At 68.7% G+C, this 20459-nt stretch carries 14 protein-coding genes and 1 pseudogene; 10 read left to right on the top strand and 5 right to left on the bottom strand.

Going from position 1 to position 20459, the window contains the following annotated elements; genetic code table 11:
* The first annotated feature begins 203 nt into the window (after positions 1-203).
* A complete protein-coding gene (locus ABGB08_RS16640; RefSeq protein WP_347591174.1) occupies positions 204-1262 on the top strand; it encodes a LacI family DNA-binding transcriptional regulator in 1059 nt (352 codons plus the stop codon).
* Here ABGB08_RS16640 and ABGB08_RS16635 read toward each other — a convergent pair.
* From ABGB08_RS16635 to ABGB08_RS16620, 4 genes are all read right to left on the bottom strand, one after another.
* Positions 1210-3072 (bottom strand): beta-L-arabinofuranosidase domain-containing protein, encoded by a 1863-nt coding sequence (locus tag ABGB08_RS16635; protein ID WP_347591172.1) that lies wholly within the window; start codon positions 3070-3072, stop codon positions 1210-1212. The two genes, ABGB08_RS16640 and ABGB08_RS16635, sit on opposite strands and share 53 nt — an antisense overlap.
* Entirely contained in the window at positions 3069-3902 is an 834-nt protein-coding gene (locus ABGB08_RS16630) for a carbohydrate ABC transporter permease (protein WP_347591170.1), read from the bottom strand. Before ABGB08_RS16630 ends, ABGB08_RS16635 begins: the two co-directional genes overlap by 4 nt.
* Complete coding sequence (locus ABGB08_RS16625) at positions 3899-4777, bottom strand: sugar ABC transporter permease (protein ID WP_347591168.1); 879 nt, start codon at positions 4775-4777, stop codon at positions 3899-3901. The genes ABGB08_RS16630 and ABGB08_RS16625 overlap by 4 nt, the downstream gene beginning before the upstream one ends.
* A 66-nt stretch (positions 4778-4843) precedes the next feature.
* A complete protein-coding gene (locus ABGB08_RS16620) occupies positions 4844-6163 on the bottom strand; it encodes a sugar ABC transporter substrate-binding protein (protein WP_347591166.1) in 1320 nt (439 codons plus the stop codon).
* A 199-nt stretch (positions 6164-6362) separates the two neighbouring features.
* Between ABGB08_RS16620 and ABGB08_RS16615 the strand changes: the two are divergent.
* The 4 genes and pseudogenes from ABGB08_RS16615 (at position 6363) to ABGB08_RS16600 (ending at position 10023) form a co-directional block, all read left to right on the top strand.
* Positions 6363-7409 (top strand): annotated as a pseudogene (locus ABGB08_RS16615) (substrate-binding domain-containing protein).
* Between the two features lie 96 nt (positions 7410-7505).
* Positions 7506-8474, top strand: a complete 969-nt coding sequence (locus ABGB08_RS16610) for an ABC transporter permease (RefSeq protein ID WP_347591164.1) — start codon at positions 7506-7508, stop codon at positions 8472-8474.
* Positions 8471-9232 carry an ATP-binding cassette domain-containing protein gene (locus ABGB08_RS16605; RefSeq protein ID WP_347591162.1) on the top strand — a complete coding sequence of 254 codons (762 nt, stop codon included), beginning with the start codon at positions 8471-8473 and terminating at the stop codon, positions 9230-9232. The genes ABGB08_RS16610 and ABGB08_RS16605 overlap by 4 nt, the downstream gene beginning before the upstream one ends.
* On the top strand, positions 9229-10023 hold the full coding sequence (locus ABGB08_RS16600) for a Gfo/Idh/MocA family oxidoreductase (RefSeq protein ID WP_347591160.1): 795 nt from the start codon (positions 9229-9231) through the stop codon (positions 10021-10023). Before ABGB08_RS16605 ends, ABGB08_RS16600 begins: the two co-directional genes overlap by 4 nt.
* Positions 10024-10048: 25 nt before the next feature.
* Here ABGB08_RS16600 and ABGB08_RS16595 read toward each other — a convergent pair whose 3' ends face one another.
* Positions 10049-11200: a DUF6596 domain-containing protein gene (locus tag ABGB08_RS16595; protein WP_347591158.1), complete on the bottom strand. Its 1152-nt coding sequence runs from the start codon at positions 11198-11200 to the stop codon at positions 10049-10051.
* Positions 11201-11563: 363 nt separating this feature from the next.
* Here ABGB08_RS16595 and ABGB08_RS16590 point away from each other — a divergent pair, with 363 nt between their 5' ends.
* The 5 genes from ABGB08_RS16590 (at position 11564) to ABGB08_RS16570 (ending at position 20455) form a co-directional block, all read left to right on the top strand.
* Complete coding sequence (locus tag ABGB08_RS16590; RefSeq protein WP_347591156.1) at positions 11564-14356, top strand: M14 family zinc carboxypeptidase; 2793 nt, start codon at positions 11564-11566, stop codon at positions 14354-14356.
* 469 nt (positions 14357-14825) lie between these two features.
* Positions 14826-16076, top strand: a complete 1251-nt coding sequence (locus tag ABGB08_RS16585) for a glycosyltransferase (RefSeq protein ID WP_347591154.1) — start codon at positions 14826-14828, stop codon at positions 16074-16076.
* Positions 16073-17605, top strand: coding sequence for a glycosyltransferase family 39 protein (locus ABGB08_RS16580; protein WP_347591152.1), 1533 nt, complete (start codon positions 16073-16075; stop codon positions 17603-17605). Before ABGB08_RS16585 ends, ABGB08_RS16580 begins: the two co-directional genes overlap by 4 nt.
* Before the next feature lie 22 nt (positions 17606-17627).
* The gene (locus ABGB08_RS16575; protein WP_347591150.1) at positions 17628-18368 is read left to right on the top strand and encodes a polyprenol monophosphomannose synthase; all 741 of its coding nucleotides are present in this window, start codon (positions 17628-17630) and stop codon (positions 18366-18368) included.
* Positions 18368-20455, top strand: coding sequence for a galactose oxidase early set domain-containing protein (locus tag ABGB08_RS16570; RefSeq protein ID WP_347591148.1), 2088 nt, complete (start codon positions 18368-18370; stop codon positions 20453-20455). Before ABGB08_RS16575 ends, ABGB08_RS16570 begins: the two co-directional genes overlap by 1 nt.
* The last annotated feature ends 4 nt before the right edge of the window (positions 20456-20459 follow it).

Below are 20459 nucleotides of genomic sequence, written 5' to 3'. Positions count from 1 at the left end.
ACACTCGGGCCGCCGAACTGCGCTGGTTGTCTCACGAGGCTCAGGAACTACCGGCTCGGACTGCCACGATCAACAAGCCGCGCCGAAGATGCCCCAATCATCCCCACCTACGGAAAACGGGCCTAGCGGGTGAGCCGGTGGTGTACGTGGCTCGTCAGGTGGGCGAAATCGTATGCCTGCATCGTGATGCTAGGCTCGACTGGATGTCTGAAGACCAGTCGGCCAAGCGGCCGGTGCCTACCATGCGTGACATCGCCGCCGCCGCGGCCGTCTCGCAGAGCACCGTGTCCCGTGTCCTCAGCGGCGCGCCCACCACCGTGCCCATCGCGCCGGAGACCCGCCAGCGGGTGCTGCGGACGGCCCGGGAGCTGGGCTACCGCCCCAACCCGCTGGCTCGCGGGCTGCGCGGCGCCTCGACGAACCTCATCGGCGCCGTGGTGCGCGACTTCAGCGATCCCTTCTTCGCCGGGGCGATCGAGGCGCTCGTGGTCGAGTCGATGGCGCACGGCTACAACGTCGTGCTGGGCCACGCGCCGGGTCGGCTGGGCGATGTGGCGGTCTCGCTGACCACCGTGCTGGAGACCCGGCACACCGATGCGGTGGTGCTGCTCGGTGACATGCAGGAGTATCCGCAGCTCCTGGTCGACCTGCGCAACTCGATCGTGCCGGTGGTCGCGCTCTGGCCGGGCACGAGCCCGCGCGAGTTCCCGACCGTTGACGCCGACGACCGGGCCGGCATCCGGGCGGGGCTGAGCCATCTGGTGTCCCTGGGACACGAGCGGATCGCCTTCGTCAACGCGGAACTTCCCAATGAATATCGGGCGCGGGAGGAGGCCTATCTCGAATTCATGCGTGATCGATTCGGCGCCGTGCCGCCGGGCTATGCCGAGCGCAGCCCGAGCACCTTGGCCGGCGGCGATGCCGCGCTGCGGCGCCTGATGGACCGGCCCGACCCGCCCACGGCGGTCGCCGCCTCGACCGATGTGGTGGCCGTGGGCGTGCTGCACGCCGCGCACAGCTTGGGGGTGACCGTGCCCGATCGCCTGTCGGTCGTCGGCTTCGACGACATTCTCATCGCGGCGCACACCGTGCCGGCGCTGACCACCGTGCGGATGCCGATATCGGAGATCGTCGGCTACGCGGTCACGCAGGCGGTCAGGCTGGCTCGAGAACCGGCCGAGGTCCAGCGCCAGCCGGCTCTCGAGATCTTCAGGCCGGAGTTGATAGTGCGAGATTCGACCGCAGCTCCGGTTCTGAGGTAAATGCTGGGATCCAGACCCGCATCGCCGCCACCCGCCGGTTCGCCCAGGCGAAGTAGGGGATCGCGCCGGCGGTAAGGTTCCGCGCCGAGCTCAGATCGACGACCGGGACGCTGACGCCGATCATCGCCGGCTCGATGTCGGGCCGCGGCACCTCCTGGGGCTGGCGGCCGCCGTCCCACGCCAGGTCCTCCAGCACCGTCGAGGCCGGAGCGTCAACGGCTTCCAGGCAGTAGACCAGTGGACCGCGCTCGACGGCGACGCACCCGCGGATCGCGTCGGCGCGCCGGTCGGGCACGGTGACCCGGATCACCGGCTCGAGGTCGAGTACGACGCTGTCGCCCGCGTTCCACTGTCGCGAATGCTGGACCACCGGGCCCGAGCGGCTCCACGCCGGCACCCGCAGCGAGAGCGTCCATGGCCGATCCGGCGTCTGGAGAATGTGCACGGTGACGCGGCCCTGCCACGGGTACTCCGTCCGGATCGCGAGGCGGATGTCCCCGACCGTCAGGTCGGCGTCCGCGTACTGGTGGATCTGGATGCCGCCCTCGTCACCCGTGGCCAGGTAGTGGTGCCAGGAGCTGAACAGGCGCATGAGATTGGGCGGGCAGCAGGCGCACGGGTACCACGGGGCGCGCCGGCCGTGCCCGACCGGCTCCGCGGCGCGGTGAGTCCGCCGCTGCAGCGGGTTGGTGTAGAAGAATTCCTCGCCGGAGAGCGAGATCCCGGAAAGCACGCCGTTGTACATGGCCCGCTCGATCGCGTCGGCGTATTCCGGCTCGCCGGTGGCGAGCAGCAGGCGCCAGGCCAGCATCACGCTCGCGATGGCCGCGCACGTCTCGGTGTAGGCGCGGTCGGGAGGCAGTTCGTAGGGGTCGCCGAAGGCCTCGTCGCGATGCCGGCTGCCCATCCCGCCGGTGAGGTAGGTCCTGCTCCGGGTCAGCTCGCTCCAGCGGTGCCGTACGGCGGCGAGCAGTTCCTCATCGCCGAGTTCCACGGCGGCGTCGACCGCGCCGCAGTCCAGATAGAGCTGGCGGACGACATGCCCGGCAACGGTCGCCGCCTCGCGCACGGGCTCGTGGTCCTGCCAGTACTCGGGCCCGAAGCGCCCCGGACCGATCAGCCCGTGCCCGCGCAGCCCGAGCATGCGCTCGGCGAGCGTGAGGTAGCGCTCCTCGCCCGTGACCCGGGCAAGCTCCACCAGCGCCATCTCTATCCCCGGATGCCCATCGATGCCAGGCCTGCCCTGCGCGCCGAACTCGGCGTCGATATGGGCCACGGCGCGCGTGGCGACAGTGAGCAGCCGGTCGTCGCCGAGCCCCCGGTGCCAGGCGACCGCGGCCTGGGTCAGATGCGCCACGCAGTAGAACTCGTGCCCCCAGGCCAGATCACCATAGGGGACGCCACCCTTGACCACCTGGACGAAGCTGTTGAGATAGCCGTCGGGCCGCTGCGCCGCGGCCACCACCCCGATCGCCTCCTCCGCCGCGGCGGTGAGAACCGGATCCGCGCCACGAGCCAGCTCCCAGCCGACGGCTTCGAGCCACTTGTAGACGTCGGAGTCGAGAAACGGGAAGGTCGAGCCGCCACTGTCGGACTCGGCCTGATACCGCCCCTGCCCGCCGGCGGCCAGCCGGAGATTGCCCAGCGCCCCGGATCGCTGGAGCCGGCCGAAGCCATGCATGATCGTCTTTTCGCGGTTGAGCCGCTGCCGCCGCGCCCAGAACCCGCCGACGATCTCCACATTGGACGCTTCGATCGGGCACAGCCGCTGTTTCGCCGCTGCGGTCGGCCACACGCTGCCTGCGTTCATTTGATGGCTCCGCTCATCAGACCCGACACGTAGTACCGCTGAAGCAGGAAATAGACCAGGACACACGGGATGATCGAGATGGTGACGCCGGCCTGCAGCATGCCCCAGTCCGTGCCGCCGAGGCTGGTCTCCGTCCTCGACGTGGCGAGGATCAGCGGCAGGGTGAATGTGGAGCTGCGGCTCATCATCACCAGCGCGCCGAGGAATTCATTCCATGACGTGATGAAGGCGAAGAGCGCGGTGGTGACGATCGCGGGCACAGCCGAGGGGATGAAGACCCAGCGCAACGCCTCCCATGACGAGGAACCGTCCATGATGGCCGCTTCCTCCAGCTCCCTGGGTATGGCGCTGAAGCTGTTGCGCAGCACGTACAGGCTGAACGGCAGTTGGATGGCGGTGTGCAGGATCGCGAGGCCGACCAGGGAGTTGGTCAGGCCGATCTTCGCGAACATGAGGAACATCGGCGTGAGCAGAGCCTGGTAGGGGATGATCAGCGCGAGCAGCAGCACCACGAAGATCACCTCTTTGCCCGGGATGGGGAAGCGCGCCAGCGCGTAGGCCGCGGGAACGGTCAGCAGCAGCGTGAGCACGATGGCCAGCAAAGCCGTGCCCAGACTGTTGGCGAGGTAGACCGGCAGGCCCTCCTGGTAGTCCCACAGACGCGTATAGCTGTCGAAGCTGAGCCCGTGCGGGAAGTAGGTCGGCGGGGAGGCGGCCGCCTCTTCGGTCGGCTTCACCGAGGCGAGGATCGACATCGCCAGCGGCATCAGCATGACGATGCAGACGACGAGACAAGCCGCCGCCACCAGGTACTTTCCGCGTCCCTTCACTGGTGGCTCCGGCGGGTCAGCAGCAGCTGGATCACGGTGAAGACGAGGATCGTGACGGCCAGAATCATCGACAGGGCGGCACCGTACCCGAGTTTCAGATAGGGGAAGGAATTCAGGTAGATGTAGAAGACCGAGGTCGCCGTCTCATTGCGCGGCTGACCGGCGGTCATGATGTAGAACTGGTCGAAGGCGAGCAGCGAGCCGATCACACTCACCAGGGTCACCAGCAGGACGGTGCGCAGGGTCAACGGCAGGATCACCCGGGTGACCCGCTGCCAGTAGCTCACCCCGTCGACGAGGGCGGCCTCGACCACGTCCGTCGGCACGGCCTGGATCGCGGCGACGAACAGGATCATCCCGAAGCCGATCACCTTCCAGACCACGGAGGCGCTGATCGCGACGCTGGAGACCGTGGCGTCCACGCCCAGCCACAGCACGGGCTTGTCGATGACCCCCAGATCGAGCAGGGCCCGGTTCACCAGACCGAAATCGGTGCTGAAAAGCCAGTACCAGAGCAGGCTCGACACCCCGAGACCGATCACGACCGGGATGAAGACCACCGTGCGGGTGACCCGGCGCAGGACCGTGTTCCGGGCGGTGAGCAGCGCCAACAGGTAGCCGCCGATGATGAGGACCGGAGTGATGAGCGCGGCGTAGAGCAGGGTGAAGCGGAAGGAGACCCAGAACTGGGTGTCGCTGAAAGCCCGCTCGTAGTTCGCCAGCCCGACAAATCTTGGCGGGGACAGCAGGGACCAGTTGTGCAGCGACATCCAGGCCATCTGCGCCAGGGGATAGGCGGTGAAGGCGAGTACGAAGATCAGAGCCGGTGCGAGGTAGGCGAATCCGACCAGACGGCCGCGTGGGCCGTGGCGCATGGCAGCTCCTCCTGGTGAGTCAGGTGTCCGCCGGACGATGGGCCGTCCGGCGGACACGGCGAGGGTCTACGACCGGCTTGCGATGGCCTTCATCTCGGTTTTGGTGTCGGCGATGACGGTGTCGAGATCGTCGTCGCCGTAATAGGCGCGCTGCAGCATCTTCAGCCACGGTCCTTGCGGCGAGTTGATCTGCTCGAAGAACGTGACCGTGTACGGCGTGCGCCCCACCGTGAGCGCCTTGGCCACGTCGCGCACGAGCGGCTCGGCCTCGAAGTACTTGTTGTCCACCATGTCGGTTCGCGTGGTGAGGTTGAGCGCCTTGGCGTAGACCTCGACCTGTACCTCGTCGGAGAGCAGGAACTTCATCACGTTGACCGCGTCGTTGACCCGCTTGCTCCCTTTGGGAATCACCACCAGGTCGCCGCCGATGAAAGAGGCCGAGGAATTCGGTGCGACTCCGGGCAACAGGGCGATGCCGAACTTCATCCCCGGATTCTGCTGGCGCGCCAGCGTGATGTTGAAGTTGCCGGTGCCCATCATGCCCACCTTGCCGGAGCCGAACTGGAGGTGGAACGTCTCCCCGTTCTCTGTACGGCTTCCTTCGGGCACGTTGCCGGCTTTGACCATGTCGCGGGTGAACTGCAGCACCTGCTTGACGCCGTCGCCGACCAGCGGCTCGTCTCCTGGACCTGTCGCCTCGATCGTGGCCCCCGAGGCCCACATCAGCGGACCGACGGTGAAGATGTTGCAGCCGGCGCAGTTGCCGGGCAGGTAGTAGCCCTTGACGCCACCGCCCAGCGCGGTGATCTTGTCGGCGTAGCTACGCAGCTCAGCCAGGCTCGTAGGCGGCTTGTCGGGGTCGAGCCCGGCCCGGGCGAAAAGATCCTTGTTGTAGAAGAGGGCGGACACGTCCGCATAAAGGGGCACCCCGAAAAGCCGGTCCTGGTAGGTCGCCACCGTCATGTGCCCTGCGCTGGCGGTCTTCAGCTCTGGCCAATCCTTGATCTGGTCGGTGATGTCGACCAGCTGCTGTTCCTTTTCGAACTGCGGGGCGTAGATCAGGTCCATGCCCATCAGATCGGGCACGTCGCCCGAGGCGACCCCCTGGGCGATCTTCCCCACCATCTCGGTATGGGGGATGTAGGTCAGATTGATCTTGCAGTCGGGGTTCTTGGTGTTCCATGCCTCGACCAGCATGTCCACCATCTGCTTGTTGCCGCCTGAGCGCTCCCACATCGTCAGGGCGCCTTTGCTGGCACATGTCGTTGTCGCGGCCTGCGCCGCCTGGCTGGCCGAGGGGGGCGACTCCTCCTGGCCGCAGGCGGCGGCTGCGAGCAACAGCGCCACTGCGGCCGCCCGGACAGGCCACCTGGGACGGTTCCTCATTTGCCAGGCTCCTCTCGTCGGAGTGTGGACCGGTGTTGACATGACCCCCTGCTGCTGGCAACGTAACTGAAATGAATACGATTGCATACAACCGTATTCATTTCGTAATCCAGCTCCCCGGGCATCGCTCGCAGGTGCTTGCGCGGCGAGTTGTTAACGCAACCACGGCCAATCGCCAGGTGACATATGAGGCAGGATCATGAAAGAAATCCATCCGAAGGTTGAGGAAGCTTTCGACACGCTCAACCTGAACCGCGTTGCGCGCCGTCGCCTCCTGACCGGAGCTGGCCTGGTCAGCGCCTCGGCCGCCGCGACCGCGCTGCTCAGCGCGTGCACCAGTGACTCGGGCGGGAACGGACCCGCCGCCTCGGGAAGCGCCGCGGCAGGGGCCGGCGACTTCCCGTCCACGCCCAGGTGGAAGTTCACGCTGGTCTGCCACGTCACCACGAACCCGTTCTTCACCCCCACCCAGTACGGCGCGCAGGACGCGTGCGCCCTGCTCGGCACCGAGTTCCAGTGGACGGGCTCGAGGGACTCGATCGTGGCCGAGATGGTCAACGCGTGTAACACCGCGATCTCGGCCAAGGTCGACGGGCTCGCCGTGACGGTGGTGGACAAGGCCGCGTTCCGGGAGCCGGTGAACAAGGCGCTCGACGCGGGCATCCCGGTCATCTCGTACAACGCCGACGGCGCCCGCGACGACCAGGGCACCGCGCGGCTGGCCTACGTCGGGCAGGGGCTCTACGAGTCCGGGTACGCCCTGGGCCAGCGGGCCCTGCGGCAGCTGGACTCGGGGAGGTCGCCGGCTTCATCGCCACCCCCGGCGCGCTGAACATCCAGCCGAGGATCGACGGCGCCCAGCAGGCGATCAAGGACTCGGGCAAGCCGATCACGTTCACCGCGATCGGCACCAACGCCGACATCACCAAGGGCCTGTCCATCATCGACGCCTACGCCCAGGGTCATCCAGACCTGGCCGGGATGCTCGCCGTCGACGCGGGGTCCACCCAGTCGGTGGGGCAGACCGTCAAGAAGTACGGCATGCGCGGCAAGGGCCTCAAGGTCGCGGGCGGCTTCGACCTGGTGCCGGAGACGCTGGCCGCCATCAAGGACGGCGACCTGGACTACACCATCGATCAGCAGCCCTATCTGCAGGGCTTCCTGCCCGTGCTCTACCTGTATCTGTACAAGCTCTCCGGAGGGCTGCTCTTCCCCTCCGAGACCAACACGGGACTGCTCTTCGTGACCAAGGACAACGTCGGCCCGTACCAGACGACCAAGACCCGCTTCGAGGGTTCCGACACCGCGCAGAAGGTCGTCGAACGCTCCGGCGCCATCCCCCATGCGTAGGGTCCGCGAGGAGTTCCTGCGGCACCGGGAGGCCAGCGTCCTGGTGGTGGCGCTGGGACTCGGGCTGTACTTCATGTCGGTGACGGACGTCTTCCTGTCCGCCGCCAACCTGGTCAACATCTCCCAGGCCACGGCTCCCGCGGCGATCGTCGCATGCGGGACGGTGCTGCTGCTGGTCAGCGGCGAGATCGACCTGTCGGTGGGGGTGGTGGCCGCGCTGGCGCCGTTCATGATGCACTACGCGATCGACTTCTGGGGGGTGCCCGCGGTCCCGGCGATATTGCTGGCCGTACTGACCGGGACCCTGATCGGGTTCGGCAACGGGTTCGTCACCGTGGTGCTGCGGGTGCCGTCGTTCGTGACCACGCTGGGCACCCTGTACTTCGTCACCGGCGTGGTGCTCACCACCTCGCACGCCTACCCGGCCGAGATCCCGGGACCGGTCGACGGCGCGATCGGCGAGTGGCTCGGGGCGGCCGACTGGGCGCATCTCGGCTGGGCCCTGGTCATCGTGGTGTTCCTGCACGTCGTGCTGACCAGGACCCGGTGGGGACTGCACACGGTCGCGGTCGGCGGCAACCCGCTGGGCGCCGCGGAGGCGGGCGTGCGCACCGCCCGCATCAAAATAGGAAATTTCATGATTGCTGGGACGCTGGGGGCCTTCGCCGGGCTGATCGAGGCGTTCCGGATCCACACCATCGACCCCAACATCGGCGGCGGCACCGGTCTGATGTTCACCGCGGTCTCGGCCGCGGTCATCGGCGGTACGGCACTCGCCGGCGGCTCGGGGACGATCGTCGGCGGCGCCCTCGGCGCGCTGGTGCTGGCCGTGCTCCAGAACGGGATGAACCTCATCGGCATCTCCGCCAACCCCTACTTCCTCATCCTGGGGCTGGCCATCCTGGTCTCCATGATCGCCAACGTGTATCTCACCCGGCTGCGAAGGGCGGGCAGGACATGACCCCGGTCCTCCAGATGGAGCGCGTCGCCAAACGGTTCGGCGCGGTGACCGCGCTGCGGGAGGTCAACCTGAACCTGGCGGCGGGTGAGGTCCTCGGGCTCATCGGCGACAACGGCGCGGGCAAGTCCACGCTGGTGAAGCTCCTGTGCGGCTTCCACCAGCCGGACTCGGGCCACATCCTGCTGGACGGCGAGGAGGTGACGCTGAGGTCGGTGCGACAGGCCAGGGCGCTCGGCATCGACATCGTCTACCAGGACCTCGCGCTGATCAACGAGCTCAGCGTCTACCACAACATGTTCCTCGGCCGGGAGCACGTCGGGTTCGCCCGCCTGCTGAGCAACCGCCGGATGCGCGGGCTCGCCCGCGAGCACCTGGACGCCATGGGCGTCCGCATCCCCTCGGTCGACGTCGAGGTCGCCAAGCTCTCCGGCGGCCAGCGGCAGGCGATCGCCGTCGCCCGCTCGGTCTATTCGCGGTCGCGGATCCTCCTGCTCGACGAGCCGCTGGCCGCCATGGGCGCCAAGGAGGGCGCCCTGATCCTCGACCTGGTCAGGGACCTCAAGGCGCGGGGCGAGGTGTCCATTGTGATCATCGCGCACAACTACGCCCAGATCCTCGATGTCTGCGACCGGGTCCACCTCCTCCAGCACGGCACGATCACCTTTGACAAGCCCACGGCGGAGACCTCGCTCCAGGAACTCACCGACCTGGTCGTGGCGGAGTACCGCAAGGCCCGTACGAGAGGAGGCTCGCCATGACCGACCTGCGGGTGGGAGTCGTCGGGCACGGCTTCATGGGCAGGGCGCACGCGCACGCCTGGCGGAGCGTGGGGCACTTCTTCGACCTGCCGCTGCGCCCGCGACTGTCGGTGCTGTGCGGACGCTCGCCCGCGGTCGGGGCGGCGGCCGTACGGCTCGGCTTCCCCGCCTGGGAGACCGACTGGCGGTGCCTGGTCGAGCGCGACGACGTGGACCTGGTGGACATCTGCACCCCCGGGGACACGCACGCGCCGATCGCTATCGCGGCCCTGCGCGCGGGCAAGCACGTGCTCTGCGAGAAGCCGCTCGCCAACTCGGTCGCCGAGGCCGAGGCCATGGTGCGGGCGGCCCGGGACGCGCCGGGGCTCGCGATGGCCGGGTTCAACTTCCGCCGCCTGCCCTCGGTCGAGTTCGCGCGGGAGCTGGTGGCGAAGCGGGCGGGAGAGATCAGGCACGTCCGCGCGGCGTACCTGAACGGCTCGCTCGGCAGCGTGATCTTCGACCTCGGCTCACCCAACGAGGTGTCGTTCCTGAACACCACCGACCCGCCCGCCGAGCGGGGCTTCCGCCGGATCAGGGTCGCGCACCCCGCCTGGTGGTATTCCCACGCCATCGGCTACGAGCACACCTTCACCCACCAGGCGCGGCACCTCGTCGAGGCGATCGGATCCGGCCTGCGGCCCACACCGTCGTTCGAGGACGGGCTGCGCGTCCAGCGGGTGCTCGACGCGGTGTCCACCAGCTCGGGCGACTGGCGGCACGTGCTCACACCCGGCGTCGACGGTTGTTGAATGGGTTCTCGACGGGACCATAACGCTACGAATTCGGGGCCTTCAGTAGTTCGTCTCGGCGCGACAGCAGGAACGCTCGTTCGGCGTCGTTGCCTACCAGAGCCAGGGCCCTGCCGTACTGGGTGAGGGCGTCCTCGGCCCGGCCCAGGCGGCGGAGCGGTTCGGCGCGGGTGGCCGGGAGCAGGTGGTGGTGCGGCAGGGCCGCGTCGAGGTCGGCCAGCAGGGCCAGCCCGGCCGCAGGGCCTTCGGCCTCGGCCAGCGCGACGGCACGGTTGAGGCGGACCACGGCTGATCCGGTCAGTCGCTCCAGCTCGCCGTACAGCAGGGTGATCGAGCGCCAGTCGGTGTCTTCTGCGCGGATCGCCGAGGCGTGTTCGGCCGCGATGGCCGCCTGCGTCAGGTAGGGGCCGACGGGATCCGGGTGGGCGCCGGCCTGGTGGATCAGGCGCAGGCCCATGTCGATCTCGTCGTGGTGCCAGAGCGAGCGGTCCTGGTCGGGCAGGCGTACCAGCTCGCCGTGCGGGCCGGTGCGGGCGTCGCGGCGGGCGTGGTGCAGCGTCATCAGGGCCAGCAGTCCGGCGACCTCGGGGTCGCCGGGGATCAGCTCCCGCAGGGTGTGGCCGAGCCCGATCGCCTCGGCGGCCAGCTCGTCGCGGACCAGCCGCCCGCCCCCGGCCGGCGCGTACGCCTCGGTGAAGATCAGGTAGATGACGGCGAGCACGCCGTCCAGCCGGGCGGGCAGCTCCGGGCCGGACGGGACCCGATACGGGATGCCCGCCTGGGCGATCTTCTTCTTGGCCCGGGTGATCCGGGCGGCCATCGTGGTCTCGGTCACCAGGAACAGCCGGGCGATCTGCCGCGTGGTCAGCCCGCCTACGTAACGCAGCGTCAGCGCCACCCGGCCGGGCATCGCCAGCGCCGGATGGCAGCAGGTGAACGCCATCCGCAGCCGATCGTCGGGGATGCCCGAGTCGGGGCTGGGCTCGTCGTCGACGACCAGCAGCGGCAGCCTGCGCGCGGCCACGGCACCGCGGCGCAGCCGATCGACGGCCTTGCGCCGCGCGGTCACCAGCAGCTCACCGAAGCGTCCGTGCTCGGCGTAGAGCCGCTCGCGCTCCTCGGGCCCGGCCTCGGCCCACGGCTTCTCATCGCCCCACAACAACAGCATGTACTTCATGTGTCTCGCCTCCGTGTATCAGGGTCACCTGGATGACGTGCCACCTCCACGGGAATCGACAACGCGCCGGAAGATTTTCGCGCGTGCCCGGCGAGGAGCAGGTCATGCTGATGCGCCGACCCTGGCCGTTCTCGTTTGTGTACGAACCCGACGCCTAGTTGTTATCGGACGTTATAAAGCGTCAATTTGGTCCCGCTAAACCATCCTGACCTGGAAGAACGCTCCTATAACATTAGTCAACATGAGACAGTTAGATTTCCTTCTGTCTTGTCCGTTTTGTTGCGTTCCAATACCGTCCGCAGTGGTTTGTGTTCCCTGGACGGGCTCTCCCGAGTTCTCCCGTCCCTCCGCCCTGGAGGCGAGATGCGGTTTCGCGCAACGGTGCGCAGTAGATCCCCTTATGGCAAGGCGTTAGGTGTCGCGGTCCTTGTATCGGCCGCGCTCACCCTGACGCCGACGACATCGGCTCAGGCCGATCCGGCCGACTGCACCACCGACGCCAGCGCCCATGTGACCACCGTCCCGAGTCCCGAGCAGTTCTTCGGCTTCCCCCTGGGCGCGGGACAGCCCAGGATTCTCACCACTGAAGAGATCAAGAACTACGTCCAGGCCGTGGGCGGCGCCTCCAACCGTGTCCGCTTGGGCACGATGGCGCACAGTGTCTCCGGCCAGGAACTGCCCTATGCCATCGTGTCCGATCCGGACCGCGTGTCCGACGCGCGGCTGAAGAAGATCGCCGATGACATCAACGCGCTGCGTGACCCGCGCTCCCTGGGGGAGGACAAGGCGGCGCGCATCGCCGCGGACTCCCCGGCCATCGTCTGGATCGCGGGCAACGTGCACGGCGGCGAGAAGAGCGGCGCGGACGCCGCGCTCAAGACCCTGTACGAGCTGGCCAGCGGCCTGTCCTGCGACGTGGCCGAGCGCAACGACAACCTGATCACGATCATCGTGCCGACCCAGAACCCGGACGGCCGCGACGCCAGCCGCCGGCAGAACGACTACGGCTTCGACCTGAACCGGGACTGGTTCGCCCGCACCCAGCCGGAGACCGACGGCAAGATCGAACTGCTCAGGAAGTACCCGCCGCAGGTCTTCGTCGACGCGCACGAGATGGGCGGCCGGCAGTACTTCTTCCCGCCGAACGCCGACCCGATCCACCACGAACTCGCCGACCAGCCGGTCGACTGGATCAACCGCATCGGGGCCGCGAACGCCGCGGGCTTCGGCTTCAACGGCGCCTGCGGCGGCGCCGTCACCACCGAGTGCTACTTCAACTACGCCACGTACGACCTGTTCTACATGGGGTACGGCGACACCGTGCCGGCCACCGGGTTCGGCGCCGCCGGCATGACGTACGAGAAGGGCAGCACCTCGGCCGTGCAGGACCGGGTGCAGCAGCAGTTCAACACCCAGTGGGCGACGGTCGGCTGGGCCTCGGACAACAAGCACGAGGTCCTCAGCAGCTACTACTCGATCTGGAAGACCGCGCTCGCCGAGGGCGCGGCGGGCACCCTCCAGCCCAACGAGGTCGTGCAGCCGACCAACACCGTGCAGTTCCCGGTGCCCGACGTCAAGATCCGTTCGTATTTCCTGCTGCCCGACCGCCAGATCGGCGACGTTCGCAAGCTGGTCGAGCGGTTGCGTGGCATGGACGTCGAAGTCTACCGGCTGAAGAAGTCCGTCACGGTGCCCAGCGCCCGGATCTTCGGCGGCCGGACCGCCAGCAACCTCGAAGTGCCCGAGGGCGCGTACTGGATCCCGATGAACCAGCCGCAGAAGCACTGGATCCAGGCGACCATCGGCGAGGACCCGTACACGCCGTTCCCGTACTTCTACGACGTCTCCTCCTGGAGCAACCCGCTCCTGGCGGGCGTGGACACGGTCTACACCGGTGACGAGCTGTCGCCCAAGGCCGAGCTGGTCAGGAAGGCGGAGGGCGGCGTCGCCTCCGGGGCCTCGAAGAAGGGGTCCTACTCCTACCCGCTGGACTCGGCCGCGGCCTCCGAGCTCACCCTCAAGCTGCTCGCCCAGGGCGTGCCGCTCTCGCGTGACCTGGCGACCGGCGTCGTCAGCCTGCCGACCCCCTCGGTCGACCGGCACGAGCTGGACGAACTGGCCACCTCGCTCGGCGTGACCGTCACGGGCAGCGGGGCGGCGGCCTCGGGCACCGCGCTGCGCACCCCCGACGTCGGCCTGTTCAACGGCACCGGCATCTCCACCACCTCCGGCTCGTACGGCGAGGCACGCTACGTGCTCGGCGCCCGCTGGGGCCTGAACCTCAAGCCGGTGACCACGGCCGACATCAACGGCAACACCCCGGCCTTCACCGAGCGGACCGCCCTGGTGGTCCCGGACGGGAGTAGCTCCACGGGCGGCCTGACCGCGCAGGGCCTGGCCAACCTCAAGCAGTGGGTGGCCGCGGGCGGCACCTACCTCGGGCTCCGCAACGAGGGCACCCGGGTGGCCCGGGCCGCCGGGCTGACCTCCACCACCGAGAAGGCCAAGCCGACCGGCTACCAGGTCATCGGCTCGCACTTCCGGGTGGACACGGCCACCGCCGACCCGGTGGCGCTCGGCCGTCCGGCGGAGGACTTCCAGTTCAACAACGGCGACCCGATCCTCAACCCGAGCACCACCGGCGTCAACGTTCTCACCTACCCGACCGACGGCAGGTTCTGGTCCAACGGCTACACGGTGGGGTCGGACACCCTCAAGGGCACGGCGGCCCTGGTCAACGAGCCGACCGGCGCCGGGCACGCCGTCCTGTTCGCCTACAACCCGCTGTTCCGGGCGTACAACGAGAACGGCATCCACCTGGTGGCCAACGCGCTGCTCCAGCCGGCGGGCGCGCCCGCCGCGCAGCAGCGCAGCGCCCGGGCGCTGCCGCCGCCCGCCGCCGAGCCGGAGGAACTGCCCAACCTGGGCGGGGAGTGGCGGCCGATCGTCATCCAGGTGGCCGACGCCGACCTCGCCCGGACTCAGGCGGTGGTCGAGCGGTACACCGACACGGCGGAGATCGCGAGCGCCGGCGGCTCGGCGTACCTCACGATCCCCAACCCGGAGGGTCTGCCGGCCGACGAGCATCCCTACGTCCGTGACCTGATCCGTGACCTCGGCGTGGCGGGCATCCCGCTCCGTTCCGTCGTGGCCTGATCGCGTCGGGGCCCGGCCGGTTCATCCGGCCGGGCCCCATCAGGTGGGTTGATTTTCGTGGGAAGTGACCCTTGTGGCTGCTTTGCGGTGAGAATATCGGTGTGTCTGGGGGCGCATGCCGAGGACCGCTGCCTTATCGCATTTTGGGACCGTCATAATCAATGCGTAATTGTTGTGACACATATGTCACAACTGGATTTTCGCGGTAGCTGGATCTCTTTTAACGTCCCAATTACTTTGGGGATTCCGTTTCGTTATGAGTGCTCACGACGATTGGCACGTACCAAACCAGAAGTCTTCGAGGCCTGGGGTGATATGTGGCCAGCATTCAGGGGTATCACTTACGCGGGGCAGGGATCGCTCTCGTAGGTGTATTGCAAAACGCGAGCTCGGCTTTCACGCGGGGAGATAGGAAAACCCTCAGCTCGGCCTTGTCGCAGATACGCGGCTTTCGAAATAAATTCCAGCCATGATCTCCTTTCTGGCGATCTTCATTTCCGTGATTCTGACCGCCTCCGCCGCATTGACGATGTGGTGGATGCTGCACGCGTGGCGCACTCCCGAAACGCTGCACGCGACCCGCTTTTCCGATCCCGACGGCGAGCAGCGGATGTCTTTCTCCCTGCTGGTTCCGGCCCGCATGGAGGAGAACGTCCTCGCCGCCACCGTCACCGGCCTGCTCCAGTCCACCCACCGCGATTTCGAGATCCTCGTCATCGTCGGGCACGACGATCCCGGCACCGCCGCGATCGCCGCGGAACTCGCCCGTGACCACCCGGACCAGGTCCGCGTGATCACGGACACCAACCCCCGCAAGAACAAGCCCAAGGCGCTCAACACCGCGCTGCCGCACTGCACCGGGGAGATCGTCGGTGTCTTCGACGCCGAGGACGAGGTCCATCCGCTGCTTCTCGAACACGTCGACCACGAGTTCCGCAAGACCCGCGCCGACGTGCTGCAGGGCGGCGTGCAACTGATCAATTTCCACTCCAGCTGGTACAGCCTGCGCAACTGCATGGAGTACTTCTTCTGGTTCCGCAGCCGGCTGCATCTGCACGCCCGGATGGGCTTCATCCCGCTGGGCGGCAACACCGTGTTCGTCCGTACCGAGGTGCTGCGCGAGAACGGCGGGTGGGACCAGGACTGCCTCGCGGAGGACTGCGATCTCGGGGTGCGGCTCTCCACCCGGGGCAAGAAGTTCGCGGTGGCCTACGACGCGGTGCTGGTCACCCGGGAGGAGACCCCCGGCTCGATCAAGGCGCTGGTCAAGCAGCGCACCCGGTGGAATCAGGGGTTCCTGCAGGTGCTGCGCAAGGGCGAGTGGAAGGCGCTGCCCACGCTGCGCCAGCGGCTGCTGGCCAGGTTCACCCTCACCTCACCGTTCATTCAGGCGTTCACCGGCGCCGTCATCCCGGTGGGCATCCTGGCCGGCTTCCTGCTGGACGTGCCCGACGGGGTGGCGCTGATCACCTTCCTGCCGCTGCTGCCGACCCTGACCATGCTCGCCTTCGAGCTGGCCGGACTGCACGAGTTCGGCGGGCAGTACGGCGTGCGGGTCCGGGCCGGGCACTACGCCAAGCTGATCGCGGGACTGCCGCTGTACCAGGCGATCCTGGCGGTGGCGGCGCTGCGATCGGTCTGGCGGGAGTCCACCGGCCGGGGCGACTGGGAGCTGACCCATCATGTCGGCGCCCACCTGCGGCTCAGGGAGGACACATGACCGCCGTCCTGCTGGCGCCTTCCTCCCCGCAGGTCGACGCCCCGGTCCGCCCAGGCCGCCACCACCGGTTCCTGCCCGTCGCCGTGCTGCTGGTGATCCTGATCGCGGCGCACGCCTGGAACCTGGCCGACCAGCCCTTCCCCAACGACGACGAAGGCGCGTACATCTCGCAGGCCTGGGCCGTGCAGCACGGCCAGCTCGCGCACTACACCTACTGGTACGACCACCCGCCGCTGGGCTGGATCCAGCTCGCCGTCCTGTCCTGGCCGGGCCAGTGGCTGCTGCCCGGCCTGCCGGCGCTGGTCCACGGCCGGATCGCCATGCTCGTGGTGCTCGCGATCACCCTGCTGCTGGTGTACACGGTGGCGCGCCGGCTGCAGGGCACCCGATGGACCGCCTTGCTGGCCATGGCGATCGCCGGGCTGTCCCCGCTGGCGCTGAGCATGCAGCACCAGGTGTACCTGGACAACTTCGCGGTCATGTGGCTGCTCGCCGCGTTCGCGCTGGCCCTGTCCCCGCGCAGGCACCTGTGGCAGCACGTGGCGGCGGGGGTGGCCACCAGCTTCGCGCTGCTCTCCAAGGAGACCATCGCGATCGCCGTGCCCGCGGTGATCGTGGCGCTGTGGCAGGGCAGCCACCCGAGCACCCGGCGCTTCTCGCTGGCCGGTTTCCTCTCCGGCATGGTCTTCACCGCGTCGCTGTACCCGCTCTACGCGGCGCTGAAGGGAGAGCTGTTCGCCGGCGAGGACCACGTGTCGCTGCTCGGGACGCTCGCCTTCCAGCTGCACGACCGGGCCGGCACCGGCAGCGTGTTCGTCCCCGGCACGGAGGCGCACGAGCTGCTGATGAGCTGGCTCGGCAACGATCCGGTCCTGCTCATCGGCGGACTCGCCGCGGCCGTCGCCGGCCTGGCGGTGCGCCCCGCGCGCGCCCCGGCGCTGGCCGTGCTGCTGCTGGTGGTGGTGGCACTGCGGCCGGACGGCTACCTGCCGAAGATGTACATCGTCCAGCTGGTGCCGTTCCTGGCGCTGTCGGTGGCCGGGGTCGCGACCGCCGTCGTCATCCGGACCGAACGCGGCTTCGGCAGCGCGCTGGTCACCACCGCACTGATCGTCACCGGCGCGATCGCGCTCACCGGATGGCCGGTCACCGATGCGCGGATGCTCACCGAGTCCACCAACGACGGGTACACGGCGGCATCCCGATGGCTCCGGGAGGAGATGCCGGTCCGGCCCGGACAGCGCACCATCGTGGACGGCGTGCTCTGGGTGGACCTGGTCCGCGCCGGGCACGCGCCCGGCCTCGGGGCGATCTGGCATTACAAGATCGACCTCGACCCCGCCGTGCAGCGCACCCTGCCGGGCGGCTGGCGCGACATCGACTACGTGGTGTCCACCCCGGCGGTGCGCGGTGAGGCCGCACAGCTGCCCACGCTCGCGGGCGCGCTCGCGCACTCGCGGGTGGTGGCGACCTTCGGCGCCGGCGACGGCCGGATCGAGGTCCGCGAAGTGCTCACGACGACCCGCTGACACGCCCCGAACAGGAGGCATCGTGACGCCGTCACTTTCCATCGTGATACCCACGTTCAACGAGTCCGGCAACATCGCGCCGCTGCTCGCCGAGATCGACGACACCATCGACGCGCGGACCGCGGTGGAGATCATTTTCGTCGACGACAGCACCGACGACACACCTGAGGTGATCAACCAGGAGTCCGCCGGGCGGCGCGGCAGCGTGTCGCTGATCCACCGCGCCGCGGCCACCGGAGGGCTGGCGGGCGCGGTCGCCGACGGCCTGCGGGTGGCCCGCGGCTCCTGGGTGGTGGTGATGGACGGCGACCTGCAGCATCCGCCGTCGGTGATCCCCGCGCTGATCGCCGAGGGTGAGCGGACCGGCGCGCACCTGGTCGTGGCCTCGCGCTACATCCCCGGCGGTGACCACGGCGGGCTCTCCGGGCGGCACCGGGTGCTGGCCTCCCGGTTGTCCACCCTGGCGGCCAAGGTCCTGTTCCGCCGGCTGTACCGGGTGAGCGACCCGATGAGCGGCTACTTCGCGGTGCGCCGCACCGCGCTGCGGACCGACCGGCTGCGGCCGGTGGGCTACAAGGTCCTGCTGGAGGTGATCGTGCGCTGCCAGATCCGGCGGATCAGCGAGGTCCCGTACGGCTTCCGCGAGCGCGTCACCGGGGATTCCAAATCCTCGGTACGCGAGGGCGTGCGATTCCTCCGGCACCTGGCCCGGCTCCGGGTCTCCACCGGCTCCGCCACCCTGGCCGGCCCGAGGGAGGCGTGATGGCCTGGCCGTACCGGCGCCGGGCGGCCGTGATGCTGGGAGCGTCGGGCGCGCTAACGCTGGCCGCGCTCGGCGCCCCGATGGCCGCCGCCGACGTGAATCTGGTCAAGAACCCCGGCCTGGAGATCCTCGACGGAACCACCGGCTTCCCGCAGTGCTGGGAGAAGTCCGGGTACGGGGACAACGACCACACCTTCACCGTGACCGGGACGGCGTACGGCGGCTCCCGGGCGCTGGACCTCACCATCACCCGGCTGGCCGGCGGCGACCGCAAGGCGATGATGACGGAGGACCCGGACTGCGCGCCGCCGGTGAGCCAGGGACACCAGTACGACCTGTCGGTCTGGTACACGACATCGCAGCCCAACACGGTGATCACGGTGTTCCGGCACGACACGACGGCCGGCTGGCAGTGGTGGACCGACCTGGCCGCGCTGCCGGTCACCGGAACGTTCCAGCACGCCCTGGTGCGCACCCCGCCGGTGCCGCCCGGCACCGACCGGCTCACCTGGGGAGTGACCAACTACGGCGTCGGGACCCTGGTCACCGACGACTACGCGATGGTGGACACCGCCGCCCCGGTCCCCGACACGCCGTGCGCCGGCACCGGCCCCGAATGCGTCGGGCAGTGGCAGGTGCGCCCCGAGCTGTCGCCGGCCCGGGCGATGCACGCGGTGCTGCTGCACACCGGCAAGGTCCTGCTCATCGCCGGATCTGGCAACGACACCGACCTGTTCCAGGCCGGCACCTTCAAGACCACCCTCTACGATCCCGTGGCCGGCACCTTCACCGACATCCCCACCCCGGCCGACTTCTTCTGCGCGGGCCATGTCCAGCTCGCCGACGGCCGGGTGCTGGTGATGGGCGGGAACAAGGACTACGCCGCGCCGGACGGCAGCGTCGGGTACAAGGGCCTGAAGGTCTCCTACATCTTCGATCCGGCCACCAACTCCTACACCCGCATCAACGACATGCTGGCCGGGCACTGGTACCCGTCCGCCACGATCATGGGCAACGGCGACGTCATCTCGCTGGGCGGTCTCGCCGAGGACTCCTCCGGCACCGTGGTCAACGAGCATTACTCGGCCGCGCAGGGACAGTGGCTGCCGATGGGCCAGGCCAAGCAGGCGTGGAGCTTCTGGGGCCTGTACCCGGCGATGATCCTGCTCCAGGACGGGCGGCTGTTCTACACCGGCTCGCACGTCTTCGGGCCCGGGCTGCCCGGCACCGGCGCGTCCATCTACGACTACGACGCGGGCACCATCACCGATGTGCCGGGGCTGCGCCGCAAGGACGAACGGGACCAGTCGATGAGCGTGCTGCTGCCGCCGGCGCAGGACCAGAAGGTGCTCACCGTGGGCGGCGGCAACCACACGGTCAGCCCCAGCGCGCACCGGCTGACCGACCTGATCGACCTCAAGCAGCCCGCACCGGCGTACGTGCCAGGACCCGACCTGCCGCACGGCCACTACACCGACGGCACGCCGCAGACCGGCGCGGAGGGAAAGGTCTACCTGTCCACGGTGATCCTGCCGGACGGCAAGGTCTTCGAGACGGGCGGCGCGCTGCACACCTACCGGGAGACACCGGTCTTCGAGGCCTCCATGTACGACCCGGCGACCAACGCCTTCACCCCGGGCATGGCGACCGACCCGGTGCCCCGCACCTACCACTCCTCGGCCGTACTGCTGCCCGACGGGCGCGTGCTGACCTTCGGCAACAATCCCGGTGACGGCAGCTTCGACCTGCGCATCTCGATGTACTCACCGCCGTACCTGTTCCGCGGCGACCGTCCCGTCATCACGTCCATTCCCAACACCCAGTGGACGTACGGCTCGGCGCAGCGCATCGTGACCGACGGCCCGATCGTCAAGGCGTCGCTGATCCGCCCGGCCGCTGTCACCCACTCCTCCGACCCCAACCAGCGGTACGTCGACCTGCCGCTGACGGTGTTCCCCGGCAACGTGATCGATCTGAACCTGACGACCAACCCGAACATCGCACCCCCCGGCTGGTACATGCTCACTGTGGTCAACGCGGCCGGGGTGCCATCGGCGGCCAGCTGGGTACACGTGGGAGGCGCATGATGAG

Origin of the sequence: Acrocarpospora sp. B8E8, from assembly GCF_039871605.1 — a bacterium.
Taxonomy (GTDB): domain Bacteria; phylum Actinomycetota; class Actinomycetes; order Streptosporangiales; family Streptosporangiaceae; genus Acrocarpospora; species Acrocarpospora macrocephala.
The sequence above is the reverse complement of the archived record's forward strand: the minus strand, read 5'-3'. Positions and strand labels throughout refer to the sequence as shown.